The sequence below is a fragment of the Monashia sp. HAY1-2A genome (assembly GCF_056755315.1).
This window is the reverse complement of record NZ_JBNDHY010000029.1, coordinates 1-18,759: the sequence shown is the minus strand read 5'-3', so window position 1 is coordinate 18,759 and position 18,759 is coordinate 1. Positions and strand designations below refer to the sequence as shown.

The following is an 18,759-nucleotide window of genomic DNA, read 5'->3' as shown; positions in this document are numbered from 1 at the left end:
CCTGTCGAAGGGAGGAACCGTGGGCATCGTGACCCCGGGGTTTCGTGGGCGCGGTCGACCGGCCGTCGACCTGCCGCCGGGCCAGCACCTCACCGATGACTTCCCGGTGCTGCAGGCGGGCCCGACGCCGCACGTCGACCTCGCCGAGTGGTCCTTCACGGTGACGACCGAGGCCGGGCAGCGGCACGAGTGGTCGTGGAGCGACCTCATGGAGATGCCGCAGGAGACGCCGACGGTCGACATCCACTGCGTCACCACGTGGTCGAAGCTCGGCACCTCGTGGCGCGGCGTGGCGTTGGACGCCTTGCTCGAGGACGTCGAGACCGCAGCCGACTTCGTCCTCGTCCGCTCCTACGGCGGCTACACGACCAACCTGCCGCTCGAGGACCTTCTCGACGGACAGGCGTGGGTGGTGCACGAGTACGAGGGAGAGCCCCTGGAGCCGTGGCACGGCGGACCCGCACGTCTGCTCGTGCCACACCTGTACTTCTGGAAGTCGGCCAAGTGGGTCACCGGCATCGACCTCCTCCTCGAGGACGAGCGGGGGTTCTGGGAGCAGCTCGGCTACCACGAGTACGGCGACCCGTGGCGCGAGCAGCGCTACGCCGGCGACTGAGGGAGCGCGTCCGCAATGGCTCGCGTGAACTGGCAGGTCGCCTACCTCGTGTCGCGCAAGGACGAGACGCCCGATGCCGTGACCCTCGTGCTCGGTGTGCCCGAGTGGCGGGGACACCTGCCCGGGCAGCACGTCGACGTCCGGCTCACCGCCCCGGACGGCTACACCGCGCAACGGTCCTACTCGCTCGCCGCCCCGGACCACGGGGCCCAGGTCGAGCTCACGGTCCAGGTGCTCGCCGAGGGGGAGGTGTCGCCGTTCCTCGGCCGCGAGCTCACGGTGGGGGACCCCGTCGAGGTGCGCGGGCCGGTCGGTGGCTGGTTCGTCTGGCGCCCCGACGTCGACGGGTCCGCCGGCTCGGACCGAGCGCAGGCCGCTGGGGCCGGCTCGGGCGGGCCGGTGCTGTTGCTCGGTGGTGGCGCGGGCGTCGTGCCGCTCATGGCCATGGTGCGGGCCCGGCACGAGTCCGGCAGCCGGGTGCCGATGCACCTCGTGTACTCGGTACGGACTCCCGCAGACGTCATCTATGCCGATGAGCTCGAGCGACGCGCGCGGCTCGACGACGGGCTCATGGTGAGCATCGTCCACACGCGGTCTGCCCCCGAGGCGGATCCGCGCGGCGCCCAGCGGGTGACCCCAGAGGAGCTGGCGCGCTGGGCACCGGTCGGCACCGGTCTGCGGACGTACGTGTGCGGACCGACGGCCTTCGTCGACGCCGTGTCGGACGCGCTCGTCCAGCTGGGCCACGACGAACACACGATCAGGACCGAGCGGTTCGGTCCGGGTGGAGGGCTGACATGACCGATCCCGTGGGTCGACGCGGCGAGGACGACGTGCTGGACGGCAACGCCCTGGCCGGGCGGCTCGGTGAGGTGTTCGGCGTCGACGTGACGAGCGCCTGGGTGCTCTGCGTCGGGTGCACCCGCGAGCAGCGCGTGGCCGAGCTCGTCCTCTACGAGACCGGCATGGGCTCGACCGCCCGCTGCCGTGGGTGCGGGGCGGTCGTGCTGCGCGCGGCCCTCATCCGGGACGAGGTGGTGCTCGACCTGCGCGGCACACGCGTGCTGCGCGTCGCGGTCCCGTCGGAGGACTGACCACGGGCTCCGGAGCTGCGCGCCCCTCATGAGCAGGCGTCGGCCCGGGTGCTCGGGAGTATCGGCGGAGGGTCCGGACTTGTACGAATGTGCGCCACGACTCGTTCACGCTGACCCGGACCCTGCCCGTGACTCCGTCTGCGGTGTACGCGGCCTTCGCGGACGACTCGATCCGACGCCGGTGGGTGCGGATGCCGGGCTCGGGGGCCACGTTCGAGCACGAGTTCCGGGTCGGTGGCGGCGAGCGGGCGCGGGCCGCGTTCACGACCCTCGACGCGCCGACCGAGCTGCTCGAGAACGAGTCCCACTACCTGGATCTCGAGCGGGACCGACGCCTCGTGTTCGCCTACCGCGCCGTCGTCGGCGGGGTCGTGCGCTGGGCCTCACTCGTGACCGTCGAGCTCGACGCCGTGGGCCCCCGCGACGAGCAGGCCGACACTCCCGCCACGACGCTGACGTGGAGCGAGCAGGTGACGCTGCTCGTCCCGAGCGAGGGCGACGGGACCGTCGATCTCGCCCACCTGCGTGGCGGAGTCCAGCTACGCCTCAACGCCCTGGCCCTCGCGCTCCGCTGACCCTGGATACCGGCAGCGTCGACGGAGACACGGTGACTCTCGTCGGTGCACTGACCTGCTCGCCCGGAGGGAACGTGTTCCGGTCCCGCATCGCCATTGGCTTCTCCTATGACGGCCGGACCGACACGCTCACCGACGACTTCGGAATCGTCTGGCACCGGACGGTGTGAACGCCCGCGGGGCGGATGACGAGGCGTCGACTGAGCGATGGGCAAAGGCCCGCCCCCCGGACGCTGTCCACCACGGCCGGTGATCTGGACCTGCGCATCCCAAGGTGCGCGCCGGTACCTTCTTCCCGTCCCTGCTCGAGCGACGCCGCCGAGTCGACCAGGCCCTGTACGCGGTCGTCATGGAGGGCATACCTGCACAGGGTGTCCACCCGCAAGGTCGACGACCTGGTCAAGGCGCTGGATGTCGACTCTGGGATCTCCAAGTCGGAGGTGTCGCGGATCTGCGCCGACCTCGACGAGGACGTCGCCGCGTTCCGCGGCCGGTCCCTAAAACCGAGGCGTACCCGTACGTGTTCCTGGATGCGACCTACTGCAAGGCCCGCGTCAACCGGCGGGTGGTCTCCCAGGCCGTCGTGGTCGCCACCGCCGTCCGGGCCGACGGCAACCGCGAAGTCCTCGGGTTCGACGTGGGCGACAGCGAGGACGGGGCGTTCTGGACGGCGTTCCTACGCTCCCTCAAGGCCCGCGCTACACGGCGTGGAGCTGGTCATCTCCGATGCCCACGAAGGGCTCAAGGCCGCCATCAGCGCGGTCTTCACCGGCGCCGCGCGGCAACGCTGCCGTGCCCACTTCGTGCGCAACGTGCTTGGCCAAGGTCCCCAGAGGCAACGCCGAGATGGTCGCCGCCGCGATCCGCACGATCTTCGCCGAACCCGACGCCGAGCACCGCCCAGCTCGAGATGATCGCCACCATGCTCGGACGGCAGTTCCCCCCGTCGAGGCGATGCTGCGCGATGCCGAACCAGACCTGCTCGCCTTCACCTGCTTCCCCGTCGCGCACTGGAAGAAGGTCTGGTCCACCAACCCCCTCGAGCGGGTCAACAACGAGATCCACATGCCGCACCGACGTCGTCGGTGTCCTCCCTAACCCCCCACGCGCTGCTGCGCCTGGCCGGCGCGGTCCTGGTCGAGATCCGCGACGAGTGGGCCGTCACCGACCGCCGCTACCTCTCCGAGGGCTCATGAAAGCCCTTACCCACACGACACCGAAGGAGGTGGCGCAACCCGCCCAGCTGACGGCATAGTCAGCATCAGCAAAGACCCCGCGGCGGCGGCTTACACCACGCCCAGGGACTCACCCCAAAGGCGGAACCGACGGAGCGAACGCTAGTAAATTGCCCGTCGTGGAGGATGGCCTGTACGAGTCGTTAGTGACGGATCGGCTGCTCGAACGTCTGCGGAACGTGCCGAACGACCTAGCCGATCGGCGAGCACTCAACAAGGCTGAGGCTGCCGACCGGATCGCCATTCACATCAGCCGGGAGGTCGAGCGTGCGCTGGCCGACGTGCCTGAAGACCGGCGCGTTCACGTAGGGATCGGAGTCGCGCGGACGATCCTCGACCAGCTCGGCGAGCTGTCTGCGGCGGCCGTCGAGGAACGACCGGCTTCCGGGGAGGTCCTGCGCGGCGTACTCACGCGCCTCCCAGACGGAAGGCCACGGCCGCTTGCCGAACCGCTGACTCCGCTCCTCGACACGGCACTCTTGACGAATGCGCCCGGTGAGCCAAGCCTCTGGAAGCAAGTCCTGTCCGAAATCGAATCGGCCGACGCAATCGACGTCGTGATGGCGTTCGTCAGGCGGAGCGGGATCAACCCGCTACTGGAGGCACTGCGCCGCCATTGCGAAGCCGGCAAGGTGCTCCGGTTGCTGACGACGACATATACGGGCTCCACCGAGAGCTCGGCGTTGGATCGTCTTGTCGAACTCGGCTCACAGGTGCGTGTTTCATATGACACCACCACGACCAGGCTGCACGCCAAGGCATGGATATTCCAACGGCGAAGCGGCTTCTCCACGGCGCTCGTTGGCTCGTCGAACTTGACACAGTCCGCGCAGGCGACGGGCCTGGAGTGGAACGTTCGAGTCTCGGCCGCAAGGAATCGTCCGGTCATCGAGAAGTTCATCGGCACCTTCGACTCATACTGGTCCAGCGGCGAGTTCATCGACTACGACCCAGCACAATTCCAAGAACAGGTCCTGGTGGCCACCGCACCCACGATCGGACCGAGCCTGATCCTGAGCTCGATTGAGGTCACTCCGCGCCCGTTCCAGGAACGCCTGCTCGAACTACTCTCTGTCGCGCGGCTTCATGACCAGCATCGGAACCTGCTGGTCGCGGCAACCGGCACGGGTAAGACCGTCATGGCCGCGGTCGATTATGCCCGCCTCCGTCACACGCTCATTCGATCGCGGCTGCTGTTCGTCGCGCACCGTGAGGAGATCCTCGACCAGAGCATGGCGACGTTTCGGCACGTACTACGTGACGCCGCCTTCGGTGAGAAGTGGGTGGGTGGACACCGACCACGGGACTTCGAGCACGTCTTCGCATCGATCCAGAGCTTGAATGCCAGCGGCATCGACCAGGTTGCACCCGACCAGTTCGACGTCGTGATTGTGGACGAGTTCCACCACGCGGCCGCGACGACGTACGAGCGCTTGCTCCAGCACCTCCATCCGGTCGAACTGTTGGGGCTCACGGCGACCCCCGAGCGGTCTGACGGCCTGCCAATCCTCCACTGGTTCGGCGACCGCATCGCCGCAGAACTGCGGCTCTGGGACGCCATTGACCAGCAGCATCTGGTGCCCTTCCAGTACTTCGGAATCCACGATGGGGTTGACCTGCGCGACGTTCCCTGGCGTCGCGGTGTCGGCTACGACGCGTCCGCGCTGAGCGACGTCTACACCGGCAACGACGTTTGGGCCCGACAAGTAATCGATCAACTTCGGCGCTACGTCGATCCTGGCAAAATGCGCTGCTTCGGATTCTGCGTCAACCTCGCGCACGCGCGCTTCATGGCGGAGAAGTTCGCCGAGCATGGGATCCCGGCAGTGGCCGTCTCCGGCGAAACCTCTGTCAAGGAGCGCGACCAAGCGCTGCGCGCCCTTGAGTCCGGGAGGATCAAGGCAGTCTTCTCTGTCGACCTGTTCAACGAGGGTGTCGACGTCCCCAACATCGACACCGTGCTCATGCTGAGACCAACTGAGAGTCCGGTTCTGTTCCTTCAACAGTTGGGCCGTGGACTCCGAAAGGCGCCCGACAAGAGCGTGTGCGTTGTACTCGACTTCGTCGGGACACATCGCAGGGAGTTCCGCTTCGACCGCCGGTACCGGGCGCTCCTGAACATCACCCGTCGCGAACTCGAAACCGCCGTCGAGCAGCAGTTTCCCTACTTGCCGGCCGGATGCAACATGCAACTCGACCGGGTGGCATCCGAGGTAGTGCTTCGGAGCCTTCGCGAAGCAATCCCGTCCCGATGGCCGGCGAAGGTGGACGAACTGCGATCGCTCCGCCGCCAAGTGCCCGACATCGGGCTTGCGCGGTTCCTGCAGGAATCGGGTCTGGACCTCGAAGAGGTCTACGACGGGGGCCGCAGCTGGTCCGATCTTGTCGAAGCGGCCGGTGGTGAAGTGAAGCCACCGGGACCGCACGAGGCGTCTCTCAGGCGGGCGGTGGGTCGCACACTGCACGTTGCCGATCCGTTGCGGCTAGCGACGTATCGCTCCCTCGTCACCCGACCGGATCGCCCAGACATCGAGGACATGACGACGACCGAGCGACGTCTCACACACATGCTCGTTGCGTCGCTCGCCGACCAACACTTCTCTCGAACCGACTCGCTCCAGGACGGAGTCGACCTGATCTGGCAACACACACAGGTCCTCTCCGAGCTCAGCGAGTTATACCCGATCCTGGAGGCTGGCTCAGACCACGTGTACGCACCGCTGACAGTACTGCCACAGGTTCCGCTGGAGATTCACGGTCGGTACACACGTATGGAGATCCTCGCTGCATTCTCCGAAGGCCTTGGGGTGAAGCTTCCGCGCTGGGGAGAGGGAGTGCGTTATGTGCCAGATGCAAGGTGCGACTTGCTGGCCTTCACTCTTGACAAGACCGACGGAAACTTCTCCCCGACCACGCGTTATCGCGACTACGCGATCAGTCCGACCCTCATACACTGGGAGAGCCAGTCACGTACACGCGAAGGCAGCCGGACGGGCCAGAGGTACCAGCGGCACGAGGCTCTGCACCACTCAATCCTCCTATTCGCACGACTGCGACAGGACGATCGCGCTTTCTGGTTCCTCGGACCAGGCCGATATCGCGGGCACACGTCCGAACGTCCAATGGCCGTGACATGGGAGCTCGATCACCCACTGTCGGGCGATCTGTTCGCCGCATTTGCCGCAGCAGTCGCGTGAACAGCAGTGGCGCTCGAGGTAGCTACCGCCGAGCGGAGTAACAATGCCATTCGAGCGGTCGGCTCCGGGTGCGCAGGACCGTCCGTCAGGCCGCACGCCGGTGGTTGTGCCCCGTGCCGCGCCGGGCGAGCTGGCGCCTTCGTTGCAGTACCCGACATCCTCGTCCATATCCTGGTGGCGGCGGTCGACCATCCACAAGGTTCAGTGGTGACGAACAAGTCTGGTGGCCGTCTCCCGGGGGAGAGGCTCCTCATGACCAGGCAGCTCGAGTGGTCGGGTGCGCCGCTAGTTCCGGTTCGCGGCCGGGCAAATCGCGTCCTCGGATCATGTGGCAAGTGCAAAGGATCGAAGGCGAACTGGTGCGCCGCCGCACGAAGACGCCGGCATCCGACGCGCCACTCCCGCTACCCGAGATCTGCCAGGCGCTCAAACAGCGACGTCACATCGAACGGCAGCTCTGGTTGGCCGCAGGGGAGGCATGGGCCGGAACCGGCCTCGTCCTCACCACTCGCTACGGCGACGCGATCGACCCTCGCAACTTCCAACCTGCCTTCCGATCGAGTGTGAGCAGGGCAGGAGTCCCTGTCATGCTCGTGCACTCGACACGTCGGAGCTGCGTGAGCCTGCTCGTCGCGCTCGACGTGCACCCAAGAGTCGCTATGGCGATCCTGCGGCACAGCAGATCGCACTGACCATGGAAATCTACTCACAGGTCTCCGCAGCGTCGACCCACGAGGCCCTGCGGCGGCTGGGGGAGGCGTTCCAGTGATGGCATCGACCGCCGTTGCAGTACTTTCCTGGGGTACGGGCATGAAAGAGGCCCTCTCCCAGAACGGGAAAGGGCCTCTGACCTGTGGTGGAGCCAAGGGGACTCGAACCCCTAACCCCCTGCTTGCAAAGCAGGTGCGCTACCAATTGCGCCATGGCCCCTGGCTGCCGGACGCGTCCGGCGGGTGAAGCAAGGGAGGATCAGGACGACGTGGTGGCCTCGTCGTGCGAGACCGGGGCGTCCGGCGTCGTCACGGGCCCGGCCGAGGGGGCCGAGACGTCGTCGGTGGCCTGCGTCCACAGGTCCTGCTCGGCCTGCTGCTGCTTGGCCTTGCGTCGCAGGAAGACGATGCCGGCGACGGCTCCACCGACGAGGGCGAGACGCTTGAGCATTCGAGGGATCCTCTCCGTGGTGACGGTGATGGTGGGCCTAACAGGACTTGAACCTGTGACCTCTTCCTTATCAGGGAAGCGCTCTAACCGTCTGAGCTATAGGCCCGTCGTCACCTTCGTGCTTCCGGTCGAACCCGTCGGGATCCGACGTCTGGGCTGATGACCGGACGCGAGGGGAAACGTTACCGGATGCCCTGCACTGACTCCAAAACGGCCCCCGCCCGTGGGGGCGGGGGCCCGTCGTCCTGGAGTCGGTGTCGGTCCGCGGGACGCGGAGCACCGGACGGGTGAGTGCGTCAGTCGTCGGTGAGCGTCAGCTGCACGCCGCCGACGAGGGCGGAACAGATGTTGTAGAGGAAGGCCATGACGGTGGCGATGGCCGTCATGAGGATGACGTCGATGACACCGATGACGATCGAGAGCGACACGACGCGGCCGAAGCCGACGTAGTCCTTGATCGAGAACGGGTCGGACGTGGTCGTCTGCAGCGACTGGAGGACGCCCTCGATGTCGGTGAACACGTTCATCGTCGACAGGATCATCCACAGCACGGCCGTGAGGACGACGCCGGCGATGCCGAGCGCCACCGAGAGCAGGAAGCTCATCTTCATGACCGACCACGGGTCGACGCGGGCCACCGCCAGGCGGACGCGTCGGGGGCCCTTGGCCTTGCGGGCCGCGCCCGTGGGGCGCACCGCGGCCGTGGCCGCCGTCGCGGGCCCGGCACCGGAGCCGCCGCCGACGCGGGGCTGGGGACCGGTGCGCGTGGTGACGGCGCCGCGGGACAGCGACGTGTCACCCGGCCGGGCGGAGCGAGCCGCCCCCGACGCGCCGGACGCCCCAGACGCGCCGCTCGAGCCCGAGGAGCCGTAGTAGTCGGCACCCGACGACACCGACGCGTCTCCGGCGCCGTACCCCGTCGCCCCGAGCGGGCCGTCAGAGCTCGTCGCGCTCATGCGTCACCTCCGTTGTCACCATCGGACGAACCACCCTCGTCACCCGAGGTTTCGTCCGACGGTACGCCATCGGGCCCGGGAACCGCAGCGGGCGCACTGGGCGCCGCCGAGACCGACACGCTGCCCGTCCCCGAACCGTCGCCGGTCGTGCCGTCACCCGTCGAGGGCTCGGCGCCCTCGTCGACGGCCTCCACCTCCTTCTCGGGGTTGCGCGCGATGGCGACAACGCGGTCGTTCTTGCCCGGCTTGACGAGGATGACGCCCTGGGTGTTGCGGCCCTTGCGGGCGATGCCGGCCGTCGTCGCCCGCACGATGTTGCCGCGCTCGAAGACCACGAGCAGCTCGTCGTCACCCGTCGTCGTGAGAGCGCCGGCGAGGTCGCCGTTGCGGTCGGTGATCTTGGCGACCGCGACGCCGAGCGTGGCCCGGCCCTTGGGGTTCCACTCGGACGCGGCAGTGCGCTTGGCCATGCCGTTCTCGAAGACGACGAAGACGTCGGGCTCGGTGCCGTCCTCGATGACGGCCATCGCGAGCAGCTCGTCGCCGCCGCGGAACTTCATTCCCGTGACGCCGGAGGTCGAGCGGCCCATCGGACGCAGCTGGTTGTCGGTGGCGTGGAAGCGCACCGACATGCCCTTGCGGGACACGAGGAGCAGGTCGTCCTCGGCGCTGACGAGCGAGGCACCGACGAGCTCGTCGCCGTCGCGCAGGTTGATGGCGATGAGGCCACCCGAGCGCGGGGAGTCGTAGTCGGCCAGGCGGGTCTTCTTGACCAGGCCGGCCTTCGTCGCGAGCACGAGGTAGGGCGCGTCGTCGTACGAGCGCAGCGCCATGACCTGCGCGATCTGCTCACCGGGCTGGAATGCCAGGATGTTCGCGACGTGCTGGCCCTTGCTGTCGCGGCCGCCCTCGGGAAGCTCGTAGGCCTTGGCCCGGTAGACGCGTCCGAGGTTGGTGAAGAAGAGCAGCCAGTGGTGCGACGTGGTCGCGAAGAAGTGCTCGACCATGTCCTCGCCCCGCAGCGACGCGCCCCGGACCCCCTTGCCACCCGGCTTCTGCGCGCGGTACTGGTCCACGCGCGTCCGCTTGGCGTAGCCGCCGCGCGTGATCGTGACGACGACGTCCTCCTCGGGGATGAGGTCCTCCATCGACATGTCGCCGTCGAAGGGGATGATCTCGGTCCGACGCTCGTCGCCGTACTTGTCGACGATCGCCTGCAGCTCCTCCGACACGATCTGGCGCTGATGCTCCGGCGAGGCGAGGATCGCGTGGTACTCGTCGATGAGGGCCTGCAGCTCGTCGTGGTCGGACTGGAGCTTCTCGCGCTCGAGGGCGGCGAGGCGGCGCAGCTGCATGTTGAGGATGGCGTTGGCCTGGTCCTCGTCGATGGCGAGCAGCTCGATGAGGCCCGCGCGCGCGACGTCGACGGTGCGCGACCCGCGGATGAGGGCGATGACCTCGTCGAGCATGTCGAGGGCCTTGAGCAGACCACGCAGGATGTGGATCTCCTGCTCGGCCTTGCGCAGCCGGAACCGTGTGCGCCGGACGATGACCTCGATCTGGTGGTCGACCCAGTGCCGGATGAACCCGTCGAGCGGCAGCGTGCGCGGCACGTCGTCGACGAGGGCCAGCATGTTCGCACCGAAGGTCGTCTGCAGCTGCGTGTGCTTGTACAGGTTGTTGAGCACGACCTTGGCGACGGCGTCGCGCTTGAGGACGATGACGATGCGCAGGCCGGTGCGGCCCGAGGTCTCGTCACGGATGTCCGAGATGCCGGCGATCTTGCCGTCTTTGACGAGGTCGGCGATCTTCAGCGCGAGCATGTCGGGGTTGACCTGGTACGGCAGCTCGGTGACGACGAGGCACTGGCGGTTCTGGATCTCCTCGACGTTGACGACCGCCCGCATGATGATCGAGCCGCGGCCCGTGCGGTAGGCGTCCTCGATGCCGCGGTGGCCCATGACGAGTGAGCCGGTGGGGAAGTCGGGGCCCTTGATGATGCCGAGGAGCGCCTCGAGCAGCTCCTCCCGCGCGATGTCGGGGTGGTCGAGGTAGTACTGGGCGCCGGCGGCGACCTCGCGCAGGTTGTGCGAGGGGATCTGGGTGGCCATGCCGACGGCGATGCCGGCGGAACCGTTGACGAGCAGGTTGGGGAAGCGGCTCGGCAGGACCGCAGGCTGCATCGTCTTGCCGTCGTAGTTCGGGACGAAGTCGACGGTGTCCTGCTCGATGTCCCGGACCATCTCCATGGCGATCGGGGCCATCCGGCACTCGGTGTACCGCGGGGCGGCCGCGCCGTCGTTGCCGCGCGAGCCGAAGTTGCCCTGGCCCTGCACGAGCGGGTAGCGCAGCGACCAGTCCTGCACGAGGCGGACGAGGGCGTCGTAGATCGCCGAGTCGCCGTGCGGGTGGTAGTGACCCATGACGTCGCCGACGACGCGGGCGCACTTGTTGAACCCCCGGTCGGGCCGGTAGCCGCCGTCGTACATCGCGTAGACGATGCGGCGGTGCACCGGCTTCAGGCCGTCGCGCACGTCCGGCAGCGCGCGGGACACGATGACCGACATCGCGTACTCGATGTAGCTGCGCTGCATCTCGGTGTTGAGGTCGACCGGCTCGACGCGGTCGTGCTGGCCGGGCTCACGCGCGACGACCGCGCGTGCGTCGACGTTCTCCTCCGGGGTCTCGGTGACGTCGTCCCCGTCGGAGTCGGGCCCGATCGGCGGCTCGATGGGAGGCAGGTCGTCGCTCACGTCAGATCCTTTTGTCTGTCAGGCGGATTGGGTGCGTGGGGGAGCCGACGGCAGGACGTTTCACGTGGAACGTCACGGGCCGGCCCGCGTGGGCGGTCAGATGTCGAGGAACTTCACGTCGTGCGCGTTCTTCTGGATGAACGTGCGACGCGACTCGACGTCCTCGCCCATGAGGACGGCGAAGACCTCGTCGGCCTTGGCGGCGTCGTCGAGGGTGACCTGGAGCAGCGTCCTGGTGTTCTGGTCCATCGTCGTCTCGCCCAGCTCCTGGTAGTTCATCTCGCCGAGACCCTTGTAGCGCTGGATCGGGTTGTCCTTCGGCAGGCGCCAGCCCTTCTCCTCGCCGAGCTTCTTCAGGCCGTCACGCTCCTTGTCGGAGTAGGCGAACTGGTGGTCGGCGTTGCTCCACCGGAGGCGGAACAGCGGCGGCTGCGCGAGGTAGACGTAGCCGGCCTCGATGAGCGGGCGCATGAACCGGAACAGGAGCGTCAGCAGCAGGGTGCGGATGTGCATGCCGTCGACGTCGGCGTCGGCCATGAGGACGATCTTGTGGTAGCGCGCCTTGTCGATGTCGAAGTCCTCGCCGATGCCGGTGCCGAACGCGGAGATGAGCGCCTGCACCTCGTTGTTGGCGAGGATCTTGTCGATGCGGGCCTTCTCGACGTTGAGGATCTTGCCGCGGATCGGCAGGATCGCCTGCGTGTGCGGGTTGCGGGCCTGCGTCGCCGAGCCGCCCGCGCTGTCGCCCTCGACGATGAACACCTCGGAGATGCTCGGGTCCTTGCTCTGGCAGTCCTTCAGCTTGCCCGGCAGGCCGCCGGACTCGAGCAGGCCCTTGCGACGCGTCGCCTCACGGGCCTTGCGGGCGGCCATCCGTGCGGCGGCGGCCTGCACCGACTTGCGGACGATGTCCTTGCCCTCGTTGGGGTGCGCCTCGAGCCAGTGGCCGAACTCGTCGGTCATGGCGCGCTGGACGAAGCCCTTGACCTCGGAGTTGCCGAGCTTGGTCTTGGTCTGGCCCTCGAACTGCGGCTCGCCGAGCTTGACCGAGATGACGGCCGTCAGGCCTTCGCGCACGTCGTCGCCGGTGAGGTTCTCGTCCTTGTCCTTGAGGATGTTCTGCCGGCGCGCGAAGTCGTTGACGAGCTTGGTCAGCGCCGCGCGGAAGCCCTCCTCGTGGGTGCCGCCCTCGTGGGTGTTGATGTTGTTGGCGTAGGTGTGGACCGACTCGGAGTAGGCCGTGGTCCACTGCATCGCCAGCTCGAGCGAGAGCATCCGCTCCTCGTCCTCGACCTCGAGGGAGATGACGTCGGGGTGGACCGGCTCGCTGCGCTTGCTGCTGTTGATGTGGTTGACGTAGTCGACGAGGCCGCCGTCGTACCGGTAGGTGACCTTCTTGGCGGTGACGGTCTTCTTCTCGCCGGCGGGGGCCGACGCGTGGGAGCCGTCCTCGCTGTCCGGGTCGGCCTCGACCTCGGTGAGGTCGGACTCGAGCTCGTCGAGGTCGACGTCGTCGTCGGCCGTGGCCTGCACCCGCTCGTCGGTGAGGCTGATCGTCAGGCCCTTGTTGAGGAAGGCCGTCTGCTGGAACCGGGCGCGCAGCGTCTCGAAGTCGTAGTCGACCGACTCGAAGATGTCGGAGTTGGCCCAGAAGGTGATCGTCGTGCCGGTCTCGTCGGTGGCCTCCTCCTGGCGCAGCGGCCCGTCGGGCACGCCCATCGTGAAGCTCATCCGGTGCACGTGGCCCTTCTGGCGGACCGCCGCCTTCAGGGTCTTGGACAGGGCGTTGACGACCGAGGAGCCGACACCGTGCAGGCCACCGGAGACCTTGTAGCCGCCACCGCCGAACTTTCCGCCCGCGTGCAGCTGGGTCAGGACGAGCTCGACGGCGCTGATCTTCTCGACCGGGTGGATGTCGGTGGGGATGCCGCGACCGTCGTCCTTGACCCGCACGCCACCGTCGGCCAGGAGGGTGACGTCGATGGTGGTGGCGTAGCCGGCCAGCGCCTCGTCGACGGAGTTGTCGACGATCTCGTAGACGAGGTGGTGCAGGCCGCGAGGGCCGGTGGAGCCGATGTACATGCCCGGACGCTTGCGCACCGCCTCGAGGCCCTCGAGGACCGTGATCGCGCTCGCGTCGTAGTCGACGCCGTTGGGCCGGAGGTCGGCGGGTGGCTCGGCCGCGGAGGGGGCGGAGGTGGTGCCGACTGTCGATGCCGCGGCGTCGATGGGATTCTGGGGCGTCTGGTCGGCCTCGGACACGTCTCTCCTCTTCGCACGTCGACGCGGACGCCTCGTGAACCTGGGCGACACGCGTCCGCGTCACCGGTCGGTGACATCGGGACGGCTCGCCCCGTGTCAGACGGCACGGTCGAGCCGAGTCCCCTTCATCTTACCGGTCCGCGCGGCGCGACCGTGCCCCGCAGACGCCCGGGAGGGCCACTTTCCGGCCCGAAACCCCGTTGATCCGGGGGGAGGATCACGACCCGGCCTCCCAGCGCGCCTCAGGTGCCTTCTCACGACGTGGCGGATCGCGAGGTAGCGGCCCGGACCGGGCGTCTCAACCCTCGGAGAGGGTCCGCTCGAAGAGGGAGTGGATGGCCTCGGGCAGGTGCGGCTCGGCCACCGTGACGTTGCAGCCCACCTCGTCGCAGACGACCGAGTAGACGTAGGCGTCGGGGTAGTCGCGCTCGACCGCGGCGGCGATGCGCTGGAGGGTCGGCGCCGCGAGGAGGTGCTGCCAGTCCCGCGCGTCGCGCTCGGGCAGCTCGCCGATCGTCAGCGACCGCTCGCGGACCCGCCCGGCGAAACCTCCGCTGCGCCGGAGCACGAGCGCCGCATCGGCGCCGGGAGCCTCGCCGTGCCCCGGGTCGCGCGGCGTCGGCGCCTCCTCGCCGGCTCCGCCCGAGCCGGTGTCGGCCGGCGCGGGTACCCCCCCGGCCGACGCGAGCACCCCGACCTGCTCCCAGGCGTCGCGGACGGCGACGTGCTGGACCGAGCCGTCGCCGTGCGCGGCCGCCGCCGCGTCGACGGTCAGGGCCGCGAAGGTGGCGAAGTCGCAGTCGGCCTTGATCCCGTCGCCCGTCACGACGGAGTACCAGACGTGACCGGCGTCCTCCCAGGCGTTGCCACCGATGGCGAGCGCCGCGAGGACGAAGGCCCGGTTGGGGATGCCGGAGTTGATGTGGACGCCGCCGTTGTCGTCCTCGGCGTCGACGTAGTGGTCCATGTGGGCGGGCTGGGGGTCCTTGCCGAGTCGCGGGTCGTCGTAGGCGGTGCCGGGGTGGTGCATGTCGCGCAGGGCCCGGCCCTTGACCGAGGGGTTGAGCAGGTCGGCCCCGACGAGCCAGTCCGCCTCCTCGGCCTTCTGCCCGAGCTGGTGCTGCTTGACGAGCACGCCGAAGACGTCCGAGATCGACTCGTTGAGCGCGCCGGACTGCCCCTGGTACAGCAGGCCGGCCGTGTGCTCGGTGACGCCATGGGCCAGCTCGTGGCCGATGACGTCGAGGCTCTTGGTGAACCGCTCGAAGATGACGCCGTCGCCGTCGCCGAACACCATCTGGGTGCCGTCCCAGAAGGCGTTGTCGTAGTTGCGGCCGTAGTGCACCGTGGCGAGCAGCGGCATGCCCTTGCCGTCGAGGGAGTCGCGCTCGTAGGCCTGCCACCACAGCTGCCACGTCGCGCCGAGCCCGTCGTACGCCTCGTTGACGGCGTCGTCGGAGCTCGGCGCCGCACCCTCGCCACGGACCGTCGTGCCCGGCGTGGTCTGGGTGCCCTTCGCGTCGCTGATGGTCCGCTCCGGGCCGGCGGCAGAGGTGTCGGCCGCCTCCGGGCGGCGGCGCGGGGCACGCCGCGTGGTCGCGTGGGCCGTCGGCGTCCGGCGTGCCCGGCGCACCGACTCGTCGTGCACGAGCGCCTCGCGAGCCACCTGCGCCACGGCGGGCTCGGCACTGCGGGCCAGCTCCTCGAGGATGTACGGCGGGATGATGCTGCAGCGCTGGTGCGTCGGGTGCGTCGCGTGCTCCTGGTGCGTCGGGCTCATGGGGCCAGTCTGCGCCGCGTCACCGACAGCCGCCCGCCGAGCGCCACCCACCTCAGCCGTAGGTGTCACGGGGACCGCGGGAGTCGGGGGAGCGGCGCGAACCCCGGCTCCACGAGGGCGCGCTCGGGCCGACGACGCGCAGCTGGCTGACCGCCCCGACGCCGACCTCCTCCTCGATCCGCGCGAGCAGGGAGGAGGCCAGCAGCCGCATCTGCGTCGCCCAGGCCGTCGAGTCGGCCCGGACCGTGAGGACGCCGTCGACGAAGGTCGCCGGTTCGACGTGGGAGGCGATGTCCGGTCCGACGATCTGCGCCCACCGACCCATGACCGACCCCACGGCGACGTCGACCCGCCAGCCGCGGTCGAGCAGGAGCCGGTCCAGCTGGTCGCCGAGCAGCGTCGGGTCGCGGCCGTCGCGGTCCGAGCCGGACAGGGTCGGTTCGCCGACCGGGCGTCGCCGCTTGCGCGGCTTCATCCCGGGGCGCAGACCCTTGTCCGCCGCAGCGGCGCGCGCCCGGGCGAGGGCGGACGCGGCGGCGTCGGCGATCCGCGTGTCGGTGTCCGTGCGGCCGGGTTCGGCGCCCTCGACCTCCTCGGAGAGGTCGTCGCGCCCGGGCTCGTCACCGCCGGGCCCGTCCGGCCGGACGGCGTCGGCGCCGGCATCTCCCATGCCGCCCGCGTCACTCACCGGCCGGCTCCCTCTCGTCCTGCGTGAACGCCGCGCACGCCGCCACTGCACCGAGCTCGACGGCGAAGGTGGCGCCGCGCTCGCGCAGCCGGTCCGGCACGTCCGCCCCGACCGCCGCGGTGATGAGGACCTGCTCGCAGTCGTCGACGAGGGCGGCCAGCCGCTCGCGCCGACCCGAGTCGAGCTCGGCGAAGACGTCGTCGAGCACGAGGACGGGGTCGTCACCGAGGTCGCGGCGCAGCAGGTGGTAGGCCGCGAGCCGCAGCCCCAGGGCGAACGACCACGACTCGCCGTGGCTCGCGTAGCCCTTCGCGGGCAGCTCGCCGAGGGACAGGACGAGGTCGTCGCGGTGCGGCCCCACGAGCGTGACGCCGCGCTCGACCTCGCTGCCGCGCAGCTGGGCCAGGGTGTCGAGCATCCCGCTGCGCAGCTCCTCCGCCTCAGGCACCTCGCCGGCCGCGATCCGCGCGCCGAGCTCCTCGTGCAGGGAGCTGCGGTAGGTGGCCCGGGCGTTCGAGGCGGCCGCGCTCACGGCGTCGTAGCACTCGGCGAGGTCGGGCACGAGGTCGCGCAGCAGCCGCAGCCGTGCGTAGACCAGCTGCGAGCCGACGGTCGCGAGGTGCTCGTCCCACACCCCGAGCGTGTGCAGCGCCGACTCGCGCGCCTCGTCGCTGCCGGCGTCACCGGGGCGCGGCCGGTACCGGCCGCCCTTGCGCAGCACCGGAGCCGCCGACTTCAGCAGGGCGTTGCGCTGGCGCAGGATCTTGTCGTAGTCCGAGCGGACGCCCTGCCACCGAGGCTGACGCTGGACGAGGAGCTCGTCGAGGAAGCGACGCCGCTCCGAGGGGTCGCCCTTGACGAGGGCGAGGTCCTCCGGCGCGAAGAGCACCGTGCGCACCGTGCCCAGGACGTCCCTCGGGCGCACGGGCGACCGACCGAGGCGCGCCCGGTTGGCCCGGCCGGGAGTGATCTCCAGCTCGACGAGGGTCTCCCGGTCCTCGCGCACGACCGCGCCGCGGATCACCGCCTGCGAGGCCCCGAACCGCACGAGCGGCTGGTCGGTCGCGACGCGGTGCGAGCCCAGCGTCGCGAGGTAGCCGATCGCCTCGACGAGGTTGGTCTTGCCCTGTCCGTTGAGCCCGACCAGCGTCGTGACCCCGGGCGTCAGCGCGAGCTCGGCGCTCGGGTAGCTGCGGAAGTCCTTGAGGGTCAGGTGGCGGACGTGCACGTCAGGATGGCCGGCTCTCGGGTGCGGGGACCGTCCCCGCCCGGCAGGATCCTGCCGACCGGGGCGCGGTGCCTCAGGCCGAGGTGTCCTCGGTGCCGGAGGTGGGGCCGCCGCCGGGCTGGCCCCCACCGGTCGAGCCGGTGCCCGAGGACGGGCCGGCCGTCGCGGCGTCGGTGTCGGCGGCGCTCGGGTGTGCCGGGGCGCTCTCCTTCTCGCGGGCGGCCGCGGGGGCGGGCACGGTCGAACCCTCGGCGCCGGTGCGGCGACGCAGCTCCTCGCCCTCGGCGATGGTCATCACCTGGTGGCCGCCGAACTGGCCGCGCAGGGCGGCGACCGCCTGCATCGTCGGGGAGCTCTGCTGGCGCGAGGCGAACCGGGCGAACAGCGAGCTGGAGATGACCGGCATCGGCACGCCCAGCGCGATGGCCTCCTCGACGGTCCACCGGCCCTCGCCGGAGTCGTTGGTGTAGTCGGAGACGTCGTCGAGGTGCGGGTTCTCCTCGAGCGCCTTGACCATGAGGTCGAGAAGCCACGAACGCACGACGGTGCCGCGGCTCCAGGCCTTGAAGGCGCCGGGGACGTCCTTGACGATGTCCTTCTTCTCGAGCAGCTCGTAGCCCTCGGCGTAGGCGGCCATGAGGCCGTACTCGATGCCGTTGTGGACCATCTTCGTGTAGTGGCCGGCACCGACCTCACCGGCGTGGACGAACCCCTCCTCGCGCGGGCCCTCCGGGCGCAGGGCGTCGAAGATCGGCATGGCCCGCTCGACCCACTTCTCCTCACCGCCGCACATGAGGCCGTAGCCGTTCTCCAGGCCCCAGATGCCGCCGCTGACACCGCAGTCGACGTAGCCGATGTTCTTCTCGCCGAGCAGGTCCGCGTTCTCGAAGTCGTCGGTGAAGCGGGAGTTGCCCCCGTCGATGACGAGGTCGCCGGCGTCGAGGAGCTCACCGAGCTCGGCGACGGTCTTCCGCGTGGGGTCGCCCGACGGGACCATGACCCACACGACGCGCGGGGCCTCGAGGGCCTCGACGAGGTCGGGCAGCGAGTCGACGTCGCGCACGTCGGGGTTGAAGTCGAAGCCGATGACCTCGTGACCCGCGCGGCGCAACCGCTCCCGCATGTTGCCGCCCATCTTGCCGAGACCGATCAGACCGAGCTGCATGTCGGGAGCCTTTCTGCACAGGGTGGGGAGAGTCACAAGCGGTTCGAGG

General features: G+C 69.5%; 14 protein-coding genes, 2 tRNA genes and 1 pseudogene. 7 read left to right on the top strand and 10 right to left on the bottom strand.

Annotated elements, in window-relative coordinates:
• Nucleotides 1–19: 19 nt before the first annotated feature.
• From ACPYOM_RS06410 to ACPYOM_RS06380, 7 genes and pseudogenes are all read left to right on the top strand, one after another.
• A complete protein-coding gene (locus ACPYOM_RS06410; RefSeq protein ID WP_481345341.1) occupies nt 20–616 on the top strand; it encodes a sulfite oxidase-like oxidoreductase in 597 nt (198 codons plus the stop codon).
• Nucleotides 617–631: 15 nt separating this feature from the next.
• Nucleotides 632–1,417 carry an FAD-binding oxidoreductase gene (locus tag ACPYOM_RS06405; RefSeq protein ID WP_481345340.1) on the top strand — a complete coding sequence of 262 codons (786 nt, stop codon included), beginning with the start codon at nt 632–634 and terminating at the stop codon, nt 1,415–1,417.
• Entirely contained in the window at nt 1,414–1,710 is a 297-nt protein-coding gene (locus ACPYOM_RS06400; RefSeq protein ID WP_481345339.1) for a DUF6510 family protein, read from the top strand. The genes ACPYOM_RS06405 and ACPYOM_RS06400 overlap by 4 nt, the downstream gene beginning before the upstream one ends.
• Before the next feature lie 128 nt (nt 1,711–1,838).
• Nucleotides 1,839–2,285, top strand: a complete 447-nt coding sequence (locus ACPYOM_RS06395; protein ID WP_481345338.1) for an SRPBCC domain-containing protein — start codon at nt 1,839–1,841, stop codon at nt 2,283–2,285.
• Between the two features lie 32 nt (nt 2,286–2,317).
• A complete protein-coding gene (locus ACPYOM_RS06390) occupies nt 2,318–2,455 on the top strand; it encodes a hypothetical protein (RefSeq protein WP_481345337.1) in 138 nt (45 codons plus the stop codon).
• 57 nt (nt 2,456–2,512) lie between these two features.
• Nucleotides 2,513–3,481: pseudogene (locus ACPYOM_RS06385) on the top strand (IS256 family transposase); the annotation flags it as partial.
• 158 nt (nt 3,482–3,639) lie between these two features.
• Nucleotides 3,640–6,717 carry a DUF3427 domain-containing protein gene (locus ACPYOM_RS06380; RefSeq protein ID WP_481345336.1) on the top strand — a complete coding sequence of 1,026 codons (3,078 nt, stop codon included), beginning with the start codon at nt 3,640–3,642 and terminating at the stop codon, nt 6,715–6,717.
• Between the two features lie 854 nt (nt 6,718–7,571).
• On the opposite strand, the gene ACPYOM_RS06375 is transcribed toward ACPYOM_RS06380, so the two are convergent.
• The 10 genes from ACPYOM_RS06375 to gnd all read right to left on the bottom strand — a co-directional run bounded on the left by ACPYOM_RS06375 (nt 7,572) and on the right by gnd (nt 18,710).
• Nucleotides 7,572–7,647: transfer RNA gene (locus tag ACPYOM_RS06375), tRNA-Ala, on the bottom strand.
• 39 nt (nt 7,648–7,686) lie between these two features.
• On the bottom strand, nt 7,687–7,878 hold the full coding sequence (locus ACPYOM_RS06370) for a DLW-39 family protein (RefSeq protein ID WP_481343083.1): 192 nt from the start codon (nt 7,876–7,878) through the stop codon (nt 7,687–7,689).
• Between the two features lie 29 nt (nt 7,879–7,907).
• A tRNA-Ile gene (locus ACPYOM_RS06365) sits at nt 7,908–7,984 on the bottom strand.
• Between the two features lie 190 nt (nt 7,985–8,174).
• Nucleotides 8,175–8,834 carry a DUF3566 domain-containing protein gene (locus ACPYOM_RS06360; protein ID WP_481343082.1) on the bottom strand — a complete coding sequence of 220 codons (660 nt, stop codon included), beginning with the start codon at nt 8,832–8,834 and terminating at the stop codon, nt 8,175–8,177.
• Nucleotides 8,831–11,587, bottom strand: a complete 2,757-nt coding sequence (gene gyrA / locus ACPYOM_RS06355; RefSeq protein WP_481345335.1) for a DNA gyrase subunit A — start codon at nt 11,585–11,587, stop codon at nt 8,831–8,833. Before gyrA ends, ACPYOM_RS06360 begins: the two co-directional genes overlap by 4 nt.
• A gap of 96 nt (nt 11,588–11,683) precedes the next feature.
• Nucleotides 11,684–13,849, bottom strand: coding sequence for a DNA topoisomerase (ATP-hydrolyzing) subunit B (gene gyrB, locus ACPYOM_RS06350; RefSeq protein WP_481345334.1), 2,166 nt, complete (start codon nt 13,847–13,849; stop codon nt 11,684–11,686).
• Nucleotides 13,850–14,147: 298 nt separating this feature from the next.
• The gene (locus ACPYOM_RS06345; RefSeq protein ID WP_481345333.1) at nt 14,148–15,629 is read right to left on the bottom strand and encodes a protealysin inhibitor emfourin; all 1,482 of its coding nucleotides are present in this window, start codon (nt 15,627–15,629) and stop codon (nt 14,148–14,150) included.
• 52 nt (nt 15,630–15,681) lie between these two features.
• Entirely contained in the window at nt 15,682–16,317 is a 636-nt protein-coding gene (locus ACPYOM_RS06340) for a DciA family protein (protein ID WP_481345332.1), read from the bottom strand.
• A complete protein-coding gene (gene recF, locus ACPYOM_RS06335; RefSeq protein WP_481345331.1) occupies nt 16,310–17,545 on the bottom strand; it encodes a DNA replication/repair protein RecF in 1,236 nt (411 codons plus the stop codon). The genes ACPYOM_RS06340 and recF overlap by 8 nt, the downstream gene beginning before the upstream one ends.
• Nucleotides 17,546–17,618: 73 nt before the next feature.
• Nucleotides 17,619–18,710: a phosphogluconate dehydrogenase (NAD(+)-dependent, decarboxylating) gene (gene gnd, locus ACPYOM_RS06330; protein ID WP_481345330.1), complete on the bottom strand. Its 1,092-nt coding sequence runs from the start codon at nt 18,708–18,710 to the stop codon at nt 17,619–17,621.
• Between the last annotated feature and the right edge of the window lie 49 nt (nt 18,711–18,759).